General features: G+C 69.2%; 15 protein-coding genes and 1 riboswitch. Of the genes, 6 read left to right on the forward strand and 9 right to left on the reverse strand.

Features of this window, described 5'->3' with window-relative positions:
- Positions 1–81 precede the first annotated feature (81 nt).
- The 4 genes from QK444_RS06925 to QK444_RS06940 form a co-directional block, all read right to left on the reverse strand.
- Positions 82–372, reverse strand: coding sequence for a hypothetical protein (locus tag QK444_RS06925; protein WP_029932390.1), 291 nt, complete (start codon positions 370–372; stop codon positions 82–84).
- Between the two features lie 183 nt (positions 373–555).
- Positions 556–1530 carry an alpha/beta hydrolase gene (locus QK444_RS06930; RefSeq protein ID WP_282778208.1) on the reverse strand — a complete coding sequence of 325 codons (975 nt, stop codon included), beginning with the start codon at positions 1528–1530 and terminating at the stop codon, positions 556–558.
- 357 nt (positions 1531–1887) lie between these two features.
- Positions 1888–3843, reverse strand: coding sequence for an acyl-CoA dehydrogenase family protein (locus QK444_RS06935; RefSeq protein ID WP_282778209.1), 1956 nt, complete (start codon positions 3841–3843; stop codon positions 1888–1890).
- Between the two features lie 121 nt (positions 3844–3964).
- Entirely contained in the window at positions 3965–4612 is a 648-nt protein-coding gene (locus tag QK444_RS06940) for a GNAT family N-acetyltransferase (protein ID WP_282778210.1), read from the reverse strand.
- Between QK444_RS06940 and QK444_RS06945 the strand changes: the two genes are divergently transcribed.
- Positions 4523–5434, forward strand: a complete 912-nt coding sequence (locus QK444_RS06945) for a LysR substrate-binding domain-containing protein (RefSeq protein WP_282778211.1) — start codon at positions 4523–4525, stop codon at positions 5432–5434. The genes QK444_RS06940 and QK444_RS06945 overlap by 90 nt on opposite strands.
- Before the next feature lie 9 nt (positions 5435–5443).
- Here QK444_RS06945 and QK444_RS06950 read toward each other — a convergent pair whose 3' ends face one another.
- On the reverse strand, positions 5444–6628 hold the full coding sequence (locus tag QK444_RS06950; RefSeq protein WP_282778212.1) for an ATP-binding protein: 1185 nt from the start codon (positions 6626–6628) through the stop codon (positions 5444–5446).
- Positions 6629–6858: 230 nt separating this feature from the next.
- On the opposite strand from QK444_RS06950, the gene QK444_RS06955 reads away from it, so the two are divergent.
- The 3 genes from QK444_RS06955 to QK444_RS06965 all read left to right on the forward strand — a co-directional run bounded on the left by QK444_RS06955 (position 6859) and on the right by QK444_RS06965 (position 8588).
- Positions 6859–7116 (forward strand): hypothetical protein, encoded by a 258-nt coding sequence (locus QK444_RS06955; RefSeq protein WP_029932384.1) that lies wholly within the window; start codon positions 6859–6861, stop codon positions 7114–7116.
- 211 nt (positions 7117–7327) lie between these two features.
- A riboswitch (cyclic di-AMP (ydaO/yuaA leader) is annotated at positions 7328–7492 on the forward strand.
- A 49-nt stretch (positions 7493–7541) separates the two neighbouring features.
- Positions 7542–8177, forward strand: a complete 636-nt coding sequence (locus QK444_RS06960) for an NlpC/P60 family protein (RefSeq protein ID WP_228813177.1) — start codon at positions 7542–7544, stop codon at positions 8175–8177.
- 3 nt (positions 8178–8180) lie between these two features.
- Entirely contained in the window at positions 8181–8588 is a 408-nt protein-coding gene (locus tag QK444_RS06965) for an RNA-binding S4 domain-containing protein (protein ID WP_282778213.1), read from the forward strand.
- 85 nt (positions 8589–8673) lie between these two features.
- Here QK444_RS06965 and QK444_RS06970 read toward each other — a convergent pair whose 3' ends face one another.
- Both QK444_RS06970 and QK444_RS06975 read right to left on the reverse strand, forming a co-directional pair.
- On the reverse strand, positions 8674–9051 hold the full coding sequence (locus QK444_RS06970; protein ID WP_039808334.1) for a hypothetical protein: 378 nt from the start codon (positions 9049–9051) through the stop codon (positions 8674–8676).
- A 34-nt stretch (positions 9052–9085) separates the two neighbouring features.
- Positions 9086–12346, reverse strand: coding sequence for an acyltransferase domain-containing protein (locus QK444_RS06975; RefSeq protein ID WP_282778214.1), 3261 nt, complete (start codon positions 12344–12346; stop codon positions 9086–9088).
- 1068 nt (positions 12347–13414) lie between these two features.
- Between QK444_RS06975 and QK444_RS06980 the strand changes: the two genes are divergently transcribed.
- Complete coding sequence (locus QK444_RS06980; RefSeq protein WP_282778215.1) at positions 13415–14068, forward strand: ATP-binding cassette domain-containing protein; 654 nt, start codon at positions 13415–13417, stop codon at positions 14066–14068.
- A gap of 255 nt (positions 14069–14323) precedes the next feature.
- Here QK444_RS06980 and QK444_RS06985 read toward each other — a convergent pair whose 3' ends face one another.
- The gene (locus QK444_RS06985) at positions 14324–15175 is read right to left on the reverse strand and encodes a helix-turn-helix transcriptional regulator (protein WP_282778216.1); all 852 of its coding nucleotides are present in this window, start codon (positions 15173–15175) and stop codon (positions 14324–14326) included.
- Positions 15176–15325: 150 nt separating this feature from the next.
- Between QK444_RS06985 and QK444_RS06990 the strand changes: the two genes are divergently transcribed.
- Positions 15326–16111, forward strand: coding sequence for a glucose 1-dehydrogenase (locus tag QK444_RS06990; protein ID WP_282778217.1), 786 nt, complete (start codon positions 15326–15328; stop codon positions 16109–16111).
- A gap of 128 nt (positions 16112–16239) precedes the next feature.
- Here QK444_RS06990 and QK444_RS06995 read toward each other — a convergent pair whose 3' ends face one another.
- Positions 16240–17310 carry a DUF6585 family protein gene (locus QK444_RS06995; RefSeq protein WP_282778218.1) on the reverse strand — a complete coding sequence of 357 codons (1071 nt, stop codon included), beginning with the start codon at positions 17308–17310 and terminating at the stop codon, positions 16240–16242.
- Between the last annotated feature and the right edge of the window lie 382 nt (positions 17311–17692).

Genomic DNA, 17692 nt, shown 5'->3' on the forward strand with positions numbered 1-17692 from the left:
CCCCCCCCCCGCTGCGGTGCGGGACCGCGCACGGCCCCTGGGGATCGCACCCGCGCGTGGCGGGTGCGGAGGTCGATCCCCCTACTTGGTGCGGGGACGAGAGTGGAAGCCCAGCCCCTCGTCCTGCGCGCCCATCCAGGCGGCCTCGTCGGACTTGGAGTCCGGGACGTAGATGACGTCCTGGTCGCGGCGGGCGGCGACCTCGGGCGGCGGTGCCTGCTCGAAGTCGTCCGCGTCGATGGCGAGCCGCTCGAGGTCGTTCTCCAGGCGGCGGACCGGGCCCGCGTCCCCGTAGTGCGAGCGCAGTGCGGTCACGCACTGCCGGAGCTGGCCGACCGCGTAGCGGAGTTCCGCAATCTCGCTGCGTGTCATCGAAACCTCCTCGAGCCGTGTGACAGACCACACATCGTGATCTACAACACAGTACGGCATGGATCGGGATATGGCTCGTCCGAGCGATGTAAGCGCAGGTCAGCCGGGTGGCTGACCGTCGACTCCACCCACGATAGCCCGAAATTTGCCCGTTCGGCAGGGGGGTGCTGAGCGCATCCCGCGCTATCCCGCGACCGCGAATTCCGGACCGAGTTCCGGCCCTCGACCGGGCAGTGCGGCCAGCGCCCGGTCGACGAGGGCGACGATGGCCGCGGCCACCTCCGCGGCCCGTTCCAGGATCACGCTGTGCCCGGCCCCGTCGATGCGGACCAGCTCGCTGTCGTCGAGTTGGGAGGCGAGTACGACGGAGTGGGCGAAGGGGATGACGATATCCGCCGATCCCGCGAGCACCAGGGTGGGAATCGCGCCCAGCCGGTGCAGGGTGGCGGTCTCGTCGAAGCGGATAAGCGAGTCCAGGAAGGCCGACATGGTCAGTAGCGGCGTCTCGTTGAGGATGGTGGTGGCCACCGCGAGCACCCGCGGGCTGACCTGGCGGGTGCCCAGCGCCGCCTCCCGCATGATCGGTTCGAAGAAGCGGCGACTCAGATGCTTCGACGCCTGCATGAACCGCGGCGCGCGGCGCACGGCCAGGTTCAGCGAGCTGACGGCCGGACCGGAGAGGAAGCGCCCGAGCCCCACCCGGGTGACCCCGTTGGCGGCCCCGGCGATCAGGCCGACGCCCGCCACCCGGCTGCCGATGGTCTCCGGGTACAGCCGCGCGTAGGCGAGCGTCACCATCGCCCCCATCGAATGTCCCACCAACACGACTGGGCCGGTGGGCACCACCGTGCGCAGCACAGCGTCCAGATCCTGCGCGAGTTGGTCGACGGTGTAGGTGCGCGGATCGGCCACCCCGGAATCCCCGTGCCCGCGATGGTCGTAGAACACCATGCGGACATCCGCGCCCCAGTGCCGCTGCAGATGTTCGCGCAGGAAGGTCCAGGATTCGGTGCGCAGGCAGTGCCCGTGGACGAACACCACGGTGACGGGCGCGGCGGCCGGACCGAAGTCGCGCACCGCGATGGGGGTGCCGTCGGCGGCCGTGACAGTGGTGTGGTGGCCGTCGGAATCGGCGGCGCGGCGGCTGAGCAGGGACATGACGCCTCCTCGAAGAGATCGCCTTTAGCCCGGTTGTCGATAGTCATTGCCGCGGCGTTAACCGGCCACACCTGGCGTTATGCACAAGTTGTCTAACCGACGCCGCCGATCGATACGAGCCGATCGGCGAATCTTCGAATATCTGGCCAACGGCCTAGAACCCGCTAGAAAACACTGCCAAGGTGAACACCTTGAGGATTCTAGATAAATCTAGCGATCTCACTAGAAAAGTGTAGATAATGCTGACGACCGTGCCGCGCACAAGAATCTGCCCCTATCTAGCGCGATTGCTAGATAGGGGCAGATTGGTCTGAGCACCGGGGCGCCCAGACCCTTTCCGGTCCGGCGTCCGGAGTATCAGGTCGACGCGGAGGTGCGCGTCGACGGCAGGAACGGCCGCAGCAGATTCGGTTCCGTGGACGGTCCCATCTGCCAATCCGAGATCCACGGCCCGGTGCCCTCGCTCGGGTCCAGCGCCCCCGCCTCGAGCCAGCGGTACCGGCCGTCCAGCAACCCGCGCGCGATCTCGGTGTCGGCGTCGTCGGTGTTGTCCCACAGCGCGTCGAACAGGCGCTGCACCCGCAGTCGCGACTGGCGGCAGAACACATCGGCCAGTTCCTGTGCCGCCGCGCCCTCGGGTCCGCCCTTGCGCATCTCGGCCTGCGCCCGCACGCACGACGCCGCCATGGCGAACAGCTCTGCGCCGATATCCACGATGCGTCCCAGGAAGCCCTGCTTGTACTCGAGCTTGGCTTGCCACCGTGCCATGCCGTACATGAGCGCCCGCGCCTGCTTGCGCGACATCCGCTCCACGAAGCGCATATGCCGTGCCAGCGGCCCGAATTCGCCGAAGCTGGCGGGTACCGTGCCCGAACCGACGGCCAGCTGCGGGAACCACTTGGCGTAGAAGCCGCTCGCCCCCACCGCGGCCTTGGCCTTGTCCTTCAACTCGGCATTGCGATCGACCAGCGCTCCGGCCGCCGCCATGTGCGCGTCGGCCATCTCGCGGGCGATGAGCAGGCGCATGATCTCGCTGGAGCCCTCGAAGATGCGGTTGATGCGCAGATCCCGCACCAGCTGCTCGGCGGCCACCGCCCGTTCACCGCGCGCCCGCAGCGAGGCCGACGACTCGTAGCCGCGTCCGCCGCGAATCTGCACCAGTTCGTCGGCGATGGCGCAGCTCATCTCCGAGGCCCACAGTTTGGCCAGGGCCGCTTCGATGCGGATGTCGTTGCGGTCCTCGTCGCACATGGTGGCCGAGAGGTCCAGCACCGCTTCCAGCGCGAAGGTGGTCGCGGTGATGAAGGACAGCTTCTGGCCGACCGCGGCGTGCTCGCCGACCGGCCGCCCCCACTGCACGCGGGTCGCCGACCACTCCCGTCCGATCTTGGTCGCCCATTTGGCGGCGGCGGTGCACATGGCCGGAATGGCGAGCCGGCCCGCGTTGAGGGTGGTGAGCGCGATCTTCAACCCGTCCCCCTCGCGCCCGACCAGATTCCGCTTGGGCACCCGCACCTCGTGCAGCCGCGTGACACCGTTCTCGATACCGCGCAGCCCCATGAACGAATTGCGGCGCTCTACGGTGATGCCCGGGCTGTCGGCCTCCACGATGAAGGCCGAGATCCCGCCCCGATGCCCGTCGCTGCGGGGCACGCGCGCCATGACCACCAGCAGTTCCGCGACCACGCCATTGGTGGTCCACAGTTTCACGCCGTTGAGCTCGTAGGCTTCCCCGTCCGGGGTCGGCGTGGCGGTGGAGGCCATGCGCGCCGGATCGGAGCCGACATCGGGTTCGGTGAGCAGGAACGCCGACACGGCCCCCTTGGCGCAGCGCGGCAGGAACTCCCGCTTCTGGTCGTCCGTGCCCGCGAGCTTGAGCGGTTCCGGTACGCCGATGGACTGGTGCGCCGAGAGCAGCACGCCCAGGCTGGGGTGGGCGGAGCCGACCAGCATGAGCGCCTTGTTGTAGCCGACCTGCGAAAGCCCTTGTCCGCCGTACTCTTCGGGGATCTTGAGGCCGAAGCAGCCGAGCGCTGCCAGTCCTTCCACGTATTCGGTGGGGATGCGGCCCTCGGCCTCGATCCGGTCGCCGTCGATGGTTTCGCAGAAGGCCCGCAGCCGGGTCAGGTACGCCTCGTACTTCGCCGTGTCCTCGGCGCTGGGCCGCGGGTAGGGATGGATCAGGTCCAGCCGGAAGCGCCCCAGAAACATCTCTTTGGCGAAAGAGGGTTTGGCCCAGGTGGTTTCGCGGGATTCCTCGACAAGTTGCCGGGCTTGCTCCTCGGTGGCGTCGACTTTGGCGGCAGTCGCCATGATGTCCTCCCTCGGACGTGATCGGAATCACATTCGAGTGTAGGAGTGTTTGTTACCCGCCGGTAGATCCGTTGTCAGTCTGAAATATGCTGCCTTGCAATGATCTTGAATGGGTGGGCAATTACTCGGCTAATACAGTCAGGTCGTACTTCATGAACACATCGGCGCGGTCGTAGGGGCTCGGCGGCAGTTCCTCCGGTGGCACGTGCACGAACCCCGCCGACTCGTACAGGTGCACCGCATTGGCGAGCTTCCGATTGCTCGCCAGAATCAGGGTGGTCGCGCCGAGTTCGCGCGCCGCGTCGATGGCCGCCGCGAGCACGAGCCGTCCGATTCCCTGCCCCCGATACCGCGGCGACACCGCCATTTTCGAGATCTCGTAGACCCCGTGGCCCTCCGGCACCACCGCACCGCAGCCCACGATCTCGTCACCGACGCGGGCGATCAGCACCCGACCGCCCTTGGCGACGATCTCGCGTTCCGGATAGTCGAGCAGGGCCGAATCGGCGGGTTCGAGGGTGAAGTAGGCGCGAATCCACTCCTCGTTGAGTTCCTTGAACGCCCGAGCATGGGCGGGCGTGCTCATGGTTTCGATAGTCGGTTGTCGCACCTGATCAGCATGCCCGGCCTGGAACAATAAGGTCCAATACTTGATAGCTGCGATTGATACGCTTGTCTTATGGTTGAGGGTGTGGAGCTGCGGCACCTGCGGTATTTCCTGGCGGTCGCCGACGAACTGCACTTCGGACGGGCCGCCGTCCGGCTGCACATCGCCCAGCCCGCGCTGACCCAGCAGATTCGCCGGCTCGAAACCCTGCTCGGCACCAAGCTGTTCGACCGCACCTCGCGCAGCGTCGCGCTCACCGCCGCCGGTGCGGTGCTGCGCGAGCGGGCCGCCGCCATCCTCGGGCACGCCGCCCGCGACCTGGACGAGGTGAGCCGGGTGGGACGCGGCAGCCAGGGGCGGCTGTACCTCGGTTTCGTCCCTTCGGTGCTGCCGCTGGAGCCGCTGCGCGGAGTGCGTCGCTTTCGCGAGCTGTATCCGCTGGTCCGGGTGGATCTGGTGGAGGGTTACACCTCGCGGATGATGGAGCAGCTCGGCCACGGCGCGCTCGATACGGTCATCGTGCGCGACCCCGACGAACTGCCGAATGTCCGGACCGCGCCGCTGATCACCGAGCCCTACGTCGCGGTGCTGCCCGCCGACCATCCCGACGCCGGGCGCGCGGCCATCACCGGCGCCGAACTCGCCGACCATCCGCTGGTCTTCTTCCCCAGGGCCGCGGGACGGCTGGCGCACGAGAAGAATCTCGCGCCGCTGCTGCGCTCGGGGCGGCAGCCGCAGGTGGTGCAGGAGGGCAATACCTGGACGACCATCATGTATCTGGTGGCCGAGGGGCTCGGGGTCACCATCGCGCCGCGCAGCGCGACCTTCACCGCGCCCGCCTCGGTCCGCATCCTCCCGCTCGCCGAAACCGATGCGGAGACCACCGTCTACGTCGCCCATCGCCGCGATGACGACCGCGCGCTGATCCACAATTTCCTCGCGCTGCTGCCGAATCACGGGAATGCGGGCAAACTTCCGGCATAATCTCCGGTCCTAGGGCACGCCGCGCAGATATCGGCCGAAATGCGGAACCGTGAATCCGATGGAACCGCGCTCCGCCGAATAGATGAGACCTTTCTTGATCAAACCGTCGCGGGCCGGTGACAGCGACGCGGGTTTGCGTTCCAGATGTTTCGCCACCGCGGCGGTCGGCACCGGGCCCTCGTCACCGGCGAGATCGGCCATGGCGCGCATGTACTCCCGCTCGGCCGGGGTGGCGCGCTCGTACCGGGAACCGAAGAACCCCACGGCCAACTCCTCCTCGGCGTGCGGTGCGGCCACCTCGACATCCTCGGCGGTGATGGGGCTCTGGGCGGCCACGTCCCAGGTCGCCTTCCCGTACGCCTGCACGAAATACGGGTAGCCGTCGGCCTTCCGGTAGAGCGTGTCGAGGGCCTGTTCGGTGTACTTCACGTTCTCCCGCTCGGCCGGCGCGATCAGCGCCTGATCGGCGGAGTCGCGGTCGAGGCGGTCGATGCGGTGATAGGAGAACAAGCGCTCGGAGTACGACTTGGAGGCCGAGAGCACGGCGGGCAGATGCGGCAATCCCGCGCCCACCACGATCAAAGGCGCGGCGTCCTGGCTCAATTCGTGGCACGCGCCGCAGATGGCGGAGACGTCGGCCGGGCCGAGATCCTGCATCTCGTCGATGAACACCGCGATGCCGACCCCGCGGTCGCGCACCAGCTGTGCCGCCTCCAGCAGCAGTTCCACCAGGTCGATCTCGATATCGCCGGAATCGGCGCGGCCGGTGACGGCGGGGACGTCGATACCCGGATTCCAGCGCTCCCGCATGCCCTTGTCGGCGGTGGCGCGCAGGGCGAAAGCCTTGAGAATGCCGAGGAAGTCGTCCATCTGCTCGGGATTGCGATGCGTGGTCGCGATGGAGCGCACCGCCATGTGCAGTGCCGACGACAGCGGTCGCCGTAACCCCTGATCGGGCCGGGCCTCCAGCTTGCCGGTGCCCCAGCCGCGCGCCCGCGCCGCCGAGCGCAGCTGATTCAACAGCACCGTCTTGCCGACGCCGCGCAGCCCGGTGAGCATGACGCTGCGTTCGGGGCGGCCGCGTGCCACCCGCTCCAGCACGACATCGAAGGCGTCGAGCTGACGGCCACGGCCCGCGAGTTCGGGCGGACGCTGGCCCGCTCCGGGGGCGTACGGGTTGCGCACGGGATCCATGCCGCCCAACCGTAGCGTGAAATCGGTGGACTATCGGGGTATCTACGGGGTCCCCTAGAGATGGCTATCGATTGGCATATCGGCCGCCCGGGTACTGCGTCGGCGACGGTCCGAAGCATCGACGGTCCGAAGCATTCGTGCGTCCGCGAGGTTCCGGTTCGCATCGCGGGCGAGCGCACGTCTCTACTCTTATGTCTGATTCGCGAAGTAGCCCAGCGCAGGGAGGGACCATGTCGGAGGAAGCTGCACCTGTTCCCACCGTCGCGGAGGTGGTCGAATCGTGGAACGTGCCCGAGGAGGCGCCCGTGGCAGCCCGTATCCGCAACAACATCCTGGTGGCCATCGAGCGCGGATACGACGATCCGCAACTGGTCGCCGACCTCGCGGTGGGTCCGCTGGTCATGGCGCTGGGAAAACTCGAGGTGGAGTTGGCCGACGCCCGGCGGCGGATCGAGCACCTGGAGCGCACGGTGACTCCGGGCGAGTGAGGCGCTCGCCGTCCGGTTTCCGTTTCGGTAACGGGGGTAACGCCTCCCGTGACCCGGTTGTGACTCGGCGTGTGTGCGTTGAATCGTCCGCTCAGCGGGCGCTTTTGCGCCACGCCGCAACACACCCGCGTGTGGGGTGGACAACATCGGCCCCGAGCCGTAATCTTCTCGTGACTTAGCGGAGTCTGTCGCTTCATCGGAGAGGCGGCCCGCGACGTTACCGCCTAATCGGAAGTCGGGAGAAGGTGCCGACACCGAACCGGGGACCCAGAGTTCGTGGGGTGAATCCTCATCGGCCGCAAGGCCACCGAGGTAGGGCCGATCTTCCCGGCCCGAACCCGTCAGCTAACTCGGTCGGCGGTCAGAGCAAGGAAGATCGGAGATGTAACTCGGTGGGTAAGCACAGCTTGCAACGGGAATCTCGGTTGCCGAATTCCGTGAAGGGCGCTCTTGTCATGGGCGCGTTCGCCACGGGTGCGTTCCCGGCGATCAACGCCAACGCGGCTCCGATCGAGATCCCCGGAATCGGTACCTTCGACACTCCGCTGTCGGAACAGGATGCCTCGGCGGTCAATACACAGGTTCAGGCATTCACCTCCGGGGTGCTCAACCCGGAGACCAACCACTTCGGTGGTGGCCTGGGTGTCGGTGGCGGCGCGCAGCTGCCCGGCATCGCCCCGCCGCAGTTCGACCTCCCCGGCTTCGGTCAGCAGCAGGGCCCCGGCAATATCGCCCTGGAGGCCGCCAGGACCAAGGTCGGCGCTCAGTACTCCTGGGGCGCGTCCGGCCCGTACAGCTTCGACTGCTCCGGTCTGGTGCAGTGGGCGTACAAGCAGGCCGGAATCGACCTGCCCCGCACCAGCTTCGAGCAGTCCCACGTCGGCGCTCCGATCGCCTTCGAGAACCTGGCTCCCGGCGATATCGTCATCACCAACGGCGGCGGCCACGTCGGCATCTACGCCGGCGACGGCAAGCTGCTGAACGCGGTCCAGTCCGGCACCCCGGTCTCCTACACCCAGCTCAGCGAGGATCAGGTCGTCACCGCACGCCGTATCGTCTAGGACGTGGCGTCCGACCGAACCAGTGCACCGGCTCAGGCCCGCGTCGATTCGTGGATCTGGGCCGTTCGCCTTTTCAAGACCCGCTCGGCGGCGGCGACGGCCTGCCGCGGCGGGCATGTGCGCGTCAACGGTACGGCGGTGAAGCCCGCCCACCAGATCAAGCCCGGCGACGAGATCCGAGTCCGGGTGGGCGGTCTGGAGCGCATCGTGATCGTCGAGCGCGTCATCACCAAGCGTGTCGGCGCACCGATCGCCGCCCAGTGCATGATCGACCGCAGCCCACCCCCGCCCGATCCGCAGCTCACCGCGCTCATGCCGCGCCGTGACCGCGGCTCCGGTCGACCGACCAAGCGCGAGCGTCGCGAGACCGATCGACTCCTCCGCCTGCCCGGAGCGTCAGGGCGCGACTGAGCCGACGCCCGTGCCCGTGGACCGGTGAGTCACGTCGGCCCGCTGACCGACGGTCAGCCGCCGCACGGACGAGCGTGCCGGCGTTTCAGGGCAGCGCGGCGATCTTCAGCGGGATGGCGATGTTCTCGTCCGCGTAGTGCACGGCGCACACCCGGTGGTAGCCGTCGGCGATCTGGAGCGGCACGCCGGTGCGGAAGTCGCCGCGCACCAGCAGGATCGGCGAGAGCGCCTTTCCGGTCACGATCTTCTCCAGGTCCCGCCGCACGTACGGATTCATGGCGGGCGCGAGGTCGAGCCGGGCCGCCCGCAGAATGTCCTTGGCCTTCTTGTGTACGACCGGTGCGGCCCGCAGCTCCCGCACCACCGTCTCGATCACGTCCGGTTCGGCCAGCAGTTCCAGGAAATCGGCCGCCGCCGGATAGTCGTGCTCCTCCGGCTCCTTCTTCCACTTCACCTCGACCACGGGCTGCGCCATGCGGTCATCATCCCCGCGTGCCCTACGCGTGGTCGTCCGACACGCGGTGGTCGGCATCCTCCCAATCGACCCGAACCACCCGCCGATATCCGTGGGCGGCGGCCAGCCCATCCAAGTCCCCCCGCGCCCCGTCCGCCACGGCCACCAGCACCGTGAAGTCGGGAGCATCGGCGGCCGTCAGCTCCAGCACATTCGCGGCCGCCCCGGTCCACCCCGCCCCGGTGTGCACCACCCCGCGAATCGGCGGCCCGCACTCCCGCAGATCGTGCAGTACCTGCGCGAGGTCGTCGCGGTCCGCGATATCGCAGCGCACCAGCACGATTCGATCCTCCCACCCGTCCAACGGCGGCGGCAGCGCGCGCGGCTCCCGCGCCAACAGCACCACATCGCTCGCCCCCGCCGCCAACAGCCAGCACACCGCCCGCACCCCCGCCGGCCCGAGACCCCCGGTCACCACATACGTACTCTCCGCCCGCACCTCGGCATCCCACACCGGACCATCCACCACACCGGGCCTGTCACAGTCCGCCCACCGGACCGGGTGATGCGACGAGCCTTCCCCCGCCGTGCCCGCCCCGGTACCGACGACCCGTCGCTCGTCACCTGGTGCGGCCACCCGTTGCTGTGGCTCGGCCATGCTCGGGTGCGGGCGGTCGCCAGGCACGATCTCCGGATGCTGTGACACGGAAGTGCCACGATGCCGCCGGTCGTGTACTGCGGCCGCCGATTGCCGTTGTGCGACGGAGTGCGGCTCGTCGGCTGGAGCTGTGCTCGGCCGCTTGGGCGCGGTGGGGTTCGGACGCAGCCGGTTGCCCGGCGTTGTGGTCGGCTGGTGTCGCGTGTCGGCGAATGGCTCGCCATCCGGAGTGGTGGCCGGGGTCCGTGGTGCGGCAGTGCATGAGCCTCGCCGGTCGTCCGATGTGGTGGAGACGGCGTGCGGACCGGTGTCGTGGGTGGTGGGCTGGTGTGGCGTGGGGTGGGGGTGTCGCCAGTGGCGGGGTGGGGGTGGGGCGGTGAAGGGGCCGAGGGCGGTCCAGTCGAGGGGGCGGCCTTCCAGGTGCAGGTGGGCGAGGGCGCGCAGGAAGGTGGCGGGTTCGTCGGCGCGGGCGGCGACCGGGTGGGTGGAGTCGCGGAAAGTGGCGTGTTCCCGGACGGTGGCGGTCAGCGTGGGGTGCGGCGCGATCTCCAGGATTGTCGACATGCCCGCGGCGGCGGCGTGTTCCAGGGCGGCGGTGAGGTTGACGGGACCGCGGGCGTGCTCGCCCCAGTAGGCGGCGTCCATCTCGGCGGACAGTGCGGCACCGGCGCGGGTCGTCGAATAGAGCGCGACGGTGGGCACCCGGGGCGTTATTCCGGCGAGTTCGTCGACCAGCAGCGGGGCCAGTTCCCGGCTGCGCGGGCTCGGCACCGCCGGATGCCAGCCGCCGTTGTGGTCGGTCAGGCGCTGCGCGGATATGGTGCGGCGATGGGCGCGGCGCACCAGTGCGTCGATATAGCGCGCCTCCCCGGATACCGTGACCGACCGGGGACTGTCGATGGCCGCCACCGCGACGGCGGCCCGCATGGGTTCCACCAGCCGCATGGCCTCGACGGCGGTGGCCTCCAGGACGGCCGTGGCGGCATAGTCGGCCCGCGCGGCCATCCGACTGTGCGCCACCACCACACGCGCCGCGTCCGCGAGCGACAGCGCTCCGCCGACGGCGGCCGCCGCCATCTCGCCCGTGCCATAGCCGACCACCGCATCGGGCCGAACTCCCCACCGGGCCAGCAGTTCCGCCATGGCCACCTGATAGACGAAGGTCGCCGCCTGCGCGAATTCTCCGCCGCCCGTGCCGTTTCCGAAACCGAACCGCGGCGTCCACACCCGCGGCCCGCCCGCCGCCACCACGGCGTCGGTGGCCGCCATGAGCGCCCGCGCGAACACGGGATACCGGGCCGCCATGCCGCGCCCCATACCCGGATACGGTTCGCGCGCACCGGAACACAGAAGTAGCAGCCCGCCACCGGCACCGACGGTGGTCGGCCCGAATACCTCGATCACCGCCGCCGGGGTCGCCTCCGTCCGACAACCCGGCCCGGTCCGGCACTCGCCCTGCGGTGCCTGCCCGAACGTCTGGATGCACTCGCCGGGATGGGGACGAGGCACGTGTGCCGGCTGCTGCGTGTGCTGATGCGGCTCGACCGGCCGCGTCAGTGCCGATTGCCGTGTCTCCCTCGGCGATCCGGAGCGGCTGTTCCGTTCACCGTGCCCGGGCTGCCCGGTCCGCAAGGGATACCCGTCCTGTCCGCCTCGCTCCTGCTGAGCTCGCGCCGCTCGAGCGGTCCGCGCGGCCGGACGGACCTGCTCGGCCTGCCCGATTCGTTCAGCCTGTCGAGCGCGTTCCGCCGCCGAGACCGGCTGCCGGGTCGCCGCGATCCGGTCGGCCAGTGAGCGCAGTTGCGCGGCGGCATCGTCGGTGTCCCGCCCGAGGATCGCCGCCCGCACCGGTCCCGGCAGCAATCGCCCGGTGGCGGCGGCGAATTCCCGCAGCGAGCGGTACGTACCGAGCTGCTGCGCCCAGTACAGCGCCGTCTCGTGTACCTCCAGGGCATCACGGCCGCTCAGTGCGATCAACACCGGCGGTTCGTCGCCGCGGTCCGACCGCGCCAACCGATCGTTGTGCGCGTGCGCGCTGTTCGGATCGAGCGGAATGCGCGCCTCACCAGCGCCGTCGGAGAATCCGATGATATCGGTGAGCTCGGCGTGCATCCGGATGCCGCTGAGCGTGGCATCGGCCACCCGCTGCACGACGACCACGGTGAATTCGCTGCCATTCCAGTCGGTTTCTCCGTGCGCGCTCGAAACGTCGAGCGTCAGCGGTAGATCCACGCCGCCAGCGATGACGAAGGGCACGGCCGGGTCGGCCAGCAACCGTGCCGCGGTATCCACTGCGGCGGCCGCCGCGGAGGGCTCGCTGTCCAATATCAGGCTGGGACCGCGCAACCCGAGTGCCCGCGACAGCCGGTTGGCGAGATTGTCCGCGCCGCGCGGCCGGTGTCCCGCTGCCCCGAACACCACCGCCGCATTCGATCCGCGCGCCACGTAACCCAGACCGGACTCGTCCAGTGCCGCGACGGCCAACTCGAGCCCGGCACACTGCCAGGCCGCCAACCTCGCGGCATCCGCCGCGGTCAACCCGAACCACGGGTAATCGAACCGGGCCGGAGAACCGGAACTCAGCGCCGCGTGCCCGAGGTCCACTCCCGCATGGCCGAGGTGCACTCCCGCATGGCCGAGGTGCACTCCCGCATGACCGGGTTCCGCTGTCGGATGGCCGGGTTCCGCTGTCGGGCCGCCGGGACCTGCTGTCGGGCTGCCGGGTTCCGCTGTCGGGCCGCCGGGACCTGCTGTCGGGCTGCCGGGTTCCGCTGTCGGGCCGCCGGGACCTGCTGTCGGGCTGCCGGGTTCCGCTGTCGGGCCGCCGGGACCTGCTGTCGGGCTGCCGGGTTCCGCTGTCGGGCCGCCGGGTTCCAGTGCCGGACGGCCGAATCCAACCGTCAGTACACCGACCCCGGCTGCCGGACTGTCGCCTCTCACCTGCGCGGCTCCGCAGTCCGCCCAGCTCACCGAGCCGCGGGCGAGGCCGACCACGCAGACCGCCGGAAGGGTCGCCGGTGCTGGCCGATCCGATACCGGCGCTGGGTGATCCGGCGCACCACCCCCATTCATGGCGCGCCGCACCGTGGTCGTGCGGGTCCGGTGCGCCCGGAATCGCGTGGGGCTGACTTGTGTGCGGCTGTGTCGTGTGCGGCTGACTCGTGCACGGCTGTGTCGTGTGCGGCCGAATCGTGCATGGCTGTGTCGTGTGCGGCCGAATCGTGCATGGCTGTGTCGCGTTCGGCTGACTTGCGCACGGCCGAGTCGTGTACAGCTGTGTCGGGCACGGCCGAGTCGCGCACGGCTGTGTCGGGCACGGCCGAGTCGCGCACGGCTGTGCCGCGTGCGTGCCGGTGCCGCACGGTGGTTCCGGCCGATGCTGTCGTACTCTCCCGCACAGGAATTCCCTCCCGCGTCCGGCGGTCCCGGCCGCCGAGGTACCCCCCGCGATTATGCCGAGCACACACCTCGCTCCGAAAGTCCCGTCGGCGTGGGGGGGCCCCCCCCCGGGGCGGACGGCCCGGCAGTCCAGCCGGACATCCCGGCGGGCAGGTCGGACCGGGTGGTCACGGCGGTCCGCCGCCGGGAGGTCCGCACGCCGATGGTCCCGGTCCGCTCGGCGGCGGGCCGGGAGCACACAACGGGACGCTGCGACCCGATGTCAACGGCAAGCAGCGAATCGTCCACGGCGTCCACGACGGCCGGCCCGTTCCGATGGACGCGCCACCGCCCGAACTCGCTTCCGGGGACGACGGTGGATTCCGCCTCGGCCCCATCGACCTCACCTTCGAGCCGGGCCAGATCACCTTCATCGTGGGCGGCAACGGCAGCGGCAAATCCACCCTGGCCAAACTGATCACGGGGCTGTACGTGCCGCGCAGCGGGTTCGTGGAGTTCGACGGCGAGCAGATCAACCACGAGAACATCGAGTGGTTCCGGCAGAACTGCTCGGCCATCTTCACCGACTTCCACCTGTTCGAGGACTATCTCGGCTTCGACCGCCCCGGTATCGACGACGAGGTGCGGCACTACCTCGAGGAATTGCAGATCGCGCACAAGGTGACCGTGCACGACGGGCGGCTGTCCACCATCGACCTGTCCCAGGGGCAGCGCAAGCGGCTGGCCCTGCTGACCGCGCTGCTCGAGGATCGCGCCGTCTACCTGTTCGACGAGTGGGCCGCGGATCAGGAACCACGCTTCCGCGACGTGTTCTACCGCGAGATCCTCACCAAGCTGAAGGAACGCGGGAAGACGGTCATCGTGATCACCCACGACGACCGGTACTTCGACCTAGCCGATCAGCTGGTGAAGCTGGACTACGGGCGGCTGGAAGAGGTTTCGACCCCGGCGGCGGTGGCGGCGGAGTAGGTCGTTCCCGACGAGCGGAGCGGCGATCGGGGCCGCTGGTCGGACAGAACGCCGGACCGGCCGGGCCGCCGCCCGCCGCGTTCGACGCGCCGCAGCCGAGCGTGAACCACCCTGGTTCGGACCGGCGGCGACATCCGATCCGACCACCGCGAGTCTCGGGTGCGGGCGAGCGAAGGGGCGGCGGCGTCCGATCCGGCCGCGGTGATCGTCGGGCGCGGCCGAATCGATGGCCGCCCGTCCATTGATGGCCACCCGTCAGACAGAGGCGAGGTCCGCCTCGCACAGCAGCGCCCCGAGCCGCTCGGCGGTCTCGGTGCCGGGTCGCGGATTGTAGAACTCCAGGTACCAGTCCGGATGGTCGATGACCATCAGGGTGGTCTTGTCGAAGACCAGGTCGCCCACCCCGGGATGCTGGACCGCTTTCACCGACCGGGTGGGGGCGGCCACATCGTGGCGCTCCCACAGCCGCGCGAATTCGGGGCTGGCCGTGATCAATTCGTCGATCACACGGGCGAAGGCGGGATCCCCCGGGGCGTGCGCGGCATCCGCGCGGTAGGCGGCCACCACCTCCGGGGCGATGGCCGCCCACTCGGTGTGCCGGTCACGGTAGCGCGGATTGGTGAAGAACGAGATCAGGCAGTTGTGGTCGCCGTCGTCGTAGCCGAACACGGCGGTCGATCCCGCGTTGACGGCCAGGATGTTCCAGTAGCGGTCACGCAGGATCGCCGGTCGCGGCGACCAGGCGTCGAGCAGCTGCCGCAATTCGGGTTCCACCGTGCTGGCGACGCCACGCGGGCGCGGCGGCCGCAGTCCGGCCAGCACGAACAGGTGCGCCCGCTCAGGGTCGGACAGCCGCAGTGCCCGGCTCACCGCGTGCAGGATCTCGTCGGAGACATTGATATCGCGCCCCTGCTCCAACCAGGTGTACCAGGACACCCCGACCCCGGCCAGCTGCGCGACCTCCTCGCGCCGCAGTCCGGGGGTGCGCCGCCGCCCCGAGGTCACCAGCCCGACATCGCCGGGGGTGAGCCGGGCGCGCCGGGTGCGCAGGAAGTCCCGGAGCTGTGCATGCCGTTGCTCTTTCGCCGCCGCGGTTTCGCTGACCATGCCTAGCGCAACGCGGCGACCCGCCCGGCTACTCCCGAACCCGCCGAATATTCCCCCTCGTCCGGACGACTTCGTCGCCAGCCTGGTGGTGGTGAACCCGGGTTGATCGCGCACTGTTTGCGCTCCGGCGCGCCGACCAGACTCGACGGCATGACGCACAGCACTTCCCGATTCGATAACAAGATCGTCCTTGTCACCGGCGGCACCAGTGGTATGGGGCTGGCCGCCGCCCGGCGGCTGCTGACGGAGGGCGCGACCGTCGTCATCACCGGGCGTGACAAGACCCGGCTGGACGCCGCCGTCGCCGAACTGCGTTCCACGGCGGGCGGGTCCGAGGACCGGCTGCTGGCGGTGCGGGGCGATGTGGCGGCACTGGCCGATATCGACGCGCTGGTGGACGTGGTGCGCGAGCGCTACGGCCGGCTCGACGCGGTCTTCGCCAATGCGGGTGTGGCCTCGTTCCAGCCCAGCGCCGAGATCGCCGAGGCCGAATTCGACCGCGTGGTGGACATCAACTTCAAGGGCGTGTTCTTCACCATCCAGAAGACCCTGCCACTGCTGGCCGACGGCGGCGCGATCGTGATCAACGCCTCCTGGACCCTGCACCGCGGCATGCCCGGCGGCGCGCTGTACGCGGCCACCAAGGCCGCCGTCCACAACCTGGCCCGCACCCTGGCGGCGGACCTGGCCCCCAGGGGAATTCGGGTGAACTCGGTGAGCCCCGGCTACATCGAAACCCCCATGTTCCACGACAACGTCTCCCCCGACGCCGCCACCGAGGTCGTCACCGCCGTCGCCGCGGGCCGCACCGGCACCGCCGACGAAGTGGCGGCAGCGGTCGCCTTCCTCGCCTCCGACGAGGCCGGCTACATCAACGGCCAGGACCTCGTCATCGACGGCGGCCTGGTCGCGGCCATCCCCGGCGCGATGGTCTGACACGGCCTGCCGCACGACCGGGGGGTGACGGGCGATACGACAGCGCCCTCTCCGCCCGGGCGGTGCCGTGGATGCGGAGTCTGCGTTCGTCCACCGCGCTCGGGGCGAGTCCTGGTCGTGGTCGACGTTCAGCCCTGTCGCTCCCGGTCTCGCCGCAACCGTTCGACGGCCTTCGCGACACAGGTCGCACGGTCCGCGCCGGGGAGCTTCCCGCGCTCATAAGCGATCAACCGCTCAGCGGCCGCATGGTCCTTCATCACCATGGTGAGCAGCACCTGGAACTCGTCCGGCGTGGCCACCGGCACAGTCGGCGCCGGTCGCGACGCTGGTCGGCGGGTACCCGGCCTGCGATTCTCGGCGAGCAGCCGGTGCGCCAGCGTCAGGAATACGTGGATATTGGGGACCTTGCGGACCGGAATACTGATCGGCATGAGCCGACGCTCTCCCCCGTATACACACAGATTGCCGTGCCGCACCTCGATCTGGTGGACCTGGGACCATCGGACAGACTTGGCACCGACACCGACCTCGTACGTTGTCAACCGGAGTGCGCCGAACACCACGATCTCCCCCCGGTACAGCTTCTCGACCGCGGCGGGCAGTTGGGCCGCCGTCACTCCGTCCTGGATGACAGCGCCCCAACGGGCGGCGTTGGGCAGTCCACCTTGCGAATAGTCCTGCAGTCGCAGTTGCTCGCCCTCGACATCGAGCAGGGTGTAGTCATGGGTGGTCTTGGTCTCCAACAACCCGTACAACATATGCCGGACGTGCTCCTGATGAACCACCGTCGTGTCATAGCGCACAGCGCGTACCTCGTCATTGTGGGCGAATACCAGGCCGCGATCGTAGAGATCCAGCCGGACCGCCCGATACGTCGCGGGTCCGAACAGGCTCTGGTGCATGCTCTTCACGAACGCGACCCCGAGCAGCAGAGTCAACGGCACCAAGACCACCAGACCGACCACGTTTCCGGCCTTGCCACCCATTTGGTCTGTGCGGGTGAGGAGTTCGCTGATCATAACCACCACTGTCGTGGCGAGTAGTGCCACGACGATCCCCAGTATCAGCATCCAGCCCTGAATCCTGGCGACCATGCGCGCATGAACCTCACGATGAGCACCCAGGTCCGCGTCGTACGCGGCCTGATGCACCCGATCGCGCAGTGCGTGCTCGTCGTACCCCTGCAGATCCTCGACCATCGAACTTCCTATCCGAGGCGACCCGAGCCACTGCCCCGGAGGTCTTCCCCATCCCATCCAGATCGCCCGAAACGGCGTCAAGTGCACCGCCGCGGCGCAGCGGGTCCGATGCACGAACCGGGGAGCCGGTCCGAACCGGCGATTCGCACGCTAATGGCTGTCGGTCGCACCCGCCATGGGGAATCCGGTTGATTCGGTCGTGACCGACGGTCCTGCGGCAGCCGCCCGGTGATCCGATGTCGCCCCGCCGAACACCGGTCGCTCGCACCGGTCGACACATCCATACGGCCGACGATATGGGCCGGCACATATCGGCAGCGTATCGAAAACCCGAAAGGCATCGAAAAGGCTTCCACACCTTGGCTTTCGGCAAACACCGGGT

This window comes from Nocardia sp. CC201C, assembly GCF_030010695.1.
GTDB classification, from domain to species: domain Bacteria; phylum Actinomycetota; class Actinomycetes; order Mycobacteriales; family Mycobacteriaceae; genus Nocardia; species Nocardia otitidiscaviarum.

Coding starts and splice junctions, on each gene's coding strand:
- QK444_RS06955 (WP_029932384.1), top strand. CDS start 6,859: ATGTCGGAGGAAGCTGCACCTGTTCCCACCGTCGCGGAGGTGGTCGAA.
- QK444_RS06980 (WP_282778215.1), top strand. CDS start 13,415: ATGGACGCGCCACCGCCCGAACTCGCTTCCGGGGACGACGGTGGATTC.
- QK444_RS06985 (WP_282778216.1), bottom strand. CDS start 15,175: ATGGTCAGCGAAACCGCGGCGGCGAAAGAGCAACGGCATGCACAGCTC.
- QK444_RS06995 (WP_282778218.1), bottom strand. CDS start 17,310: ATGGTCGAGGATCTGCAGGGGTACGACGAGCACGCACTGCGCGATCGG.
- QK444_RS06950 (WP_282778212.1), bottom strand. CDS start 6,628: ATGGATCCCGTGCGCAACCCGTACGCCCCCGGAGCGGGCCAGCGTCCG.
- QK444_RS06990 (WP_282778217.1), top strand. CDS start 15,326: ATGACGCACAGCACTTCCCGATTCGATAACAAGATCGTCCTTGTCACC.
- QK444_RS06925 (WP_029932390.1), bottom strand. CDS start 372: ATGACACGCAGCGAGATTGCGGAACTCCGCTACGCGGTCGGCCAGCTC.
- QK444_RS06945 (WP_282778211.1), top strand. CDS start 4,523: ATGGTTGAGGGTGTGGAGCTGCGGCACCTGCGGTATTTCCTGGCGGTC.
- QK444_RS06930 (WP_282778208.1), bottom strand. CDS start 1,530: ATGTCCCTGCTCAGCCGCCGCGCCGCCGATTCCGACGGCCACCACACC.
- QK444_RS06935 (WP_282778209.1), bottom strand. CDS start 3,843: ATGGCGACTGCCGCCAAAGTCGACGCCACCGAGGAGCAAGCCCGGCAA.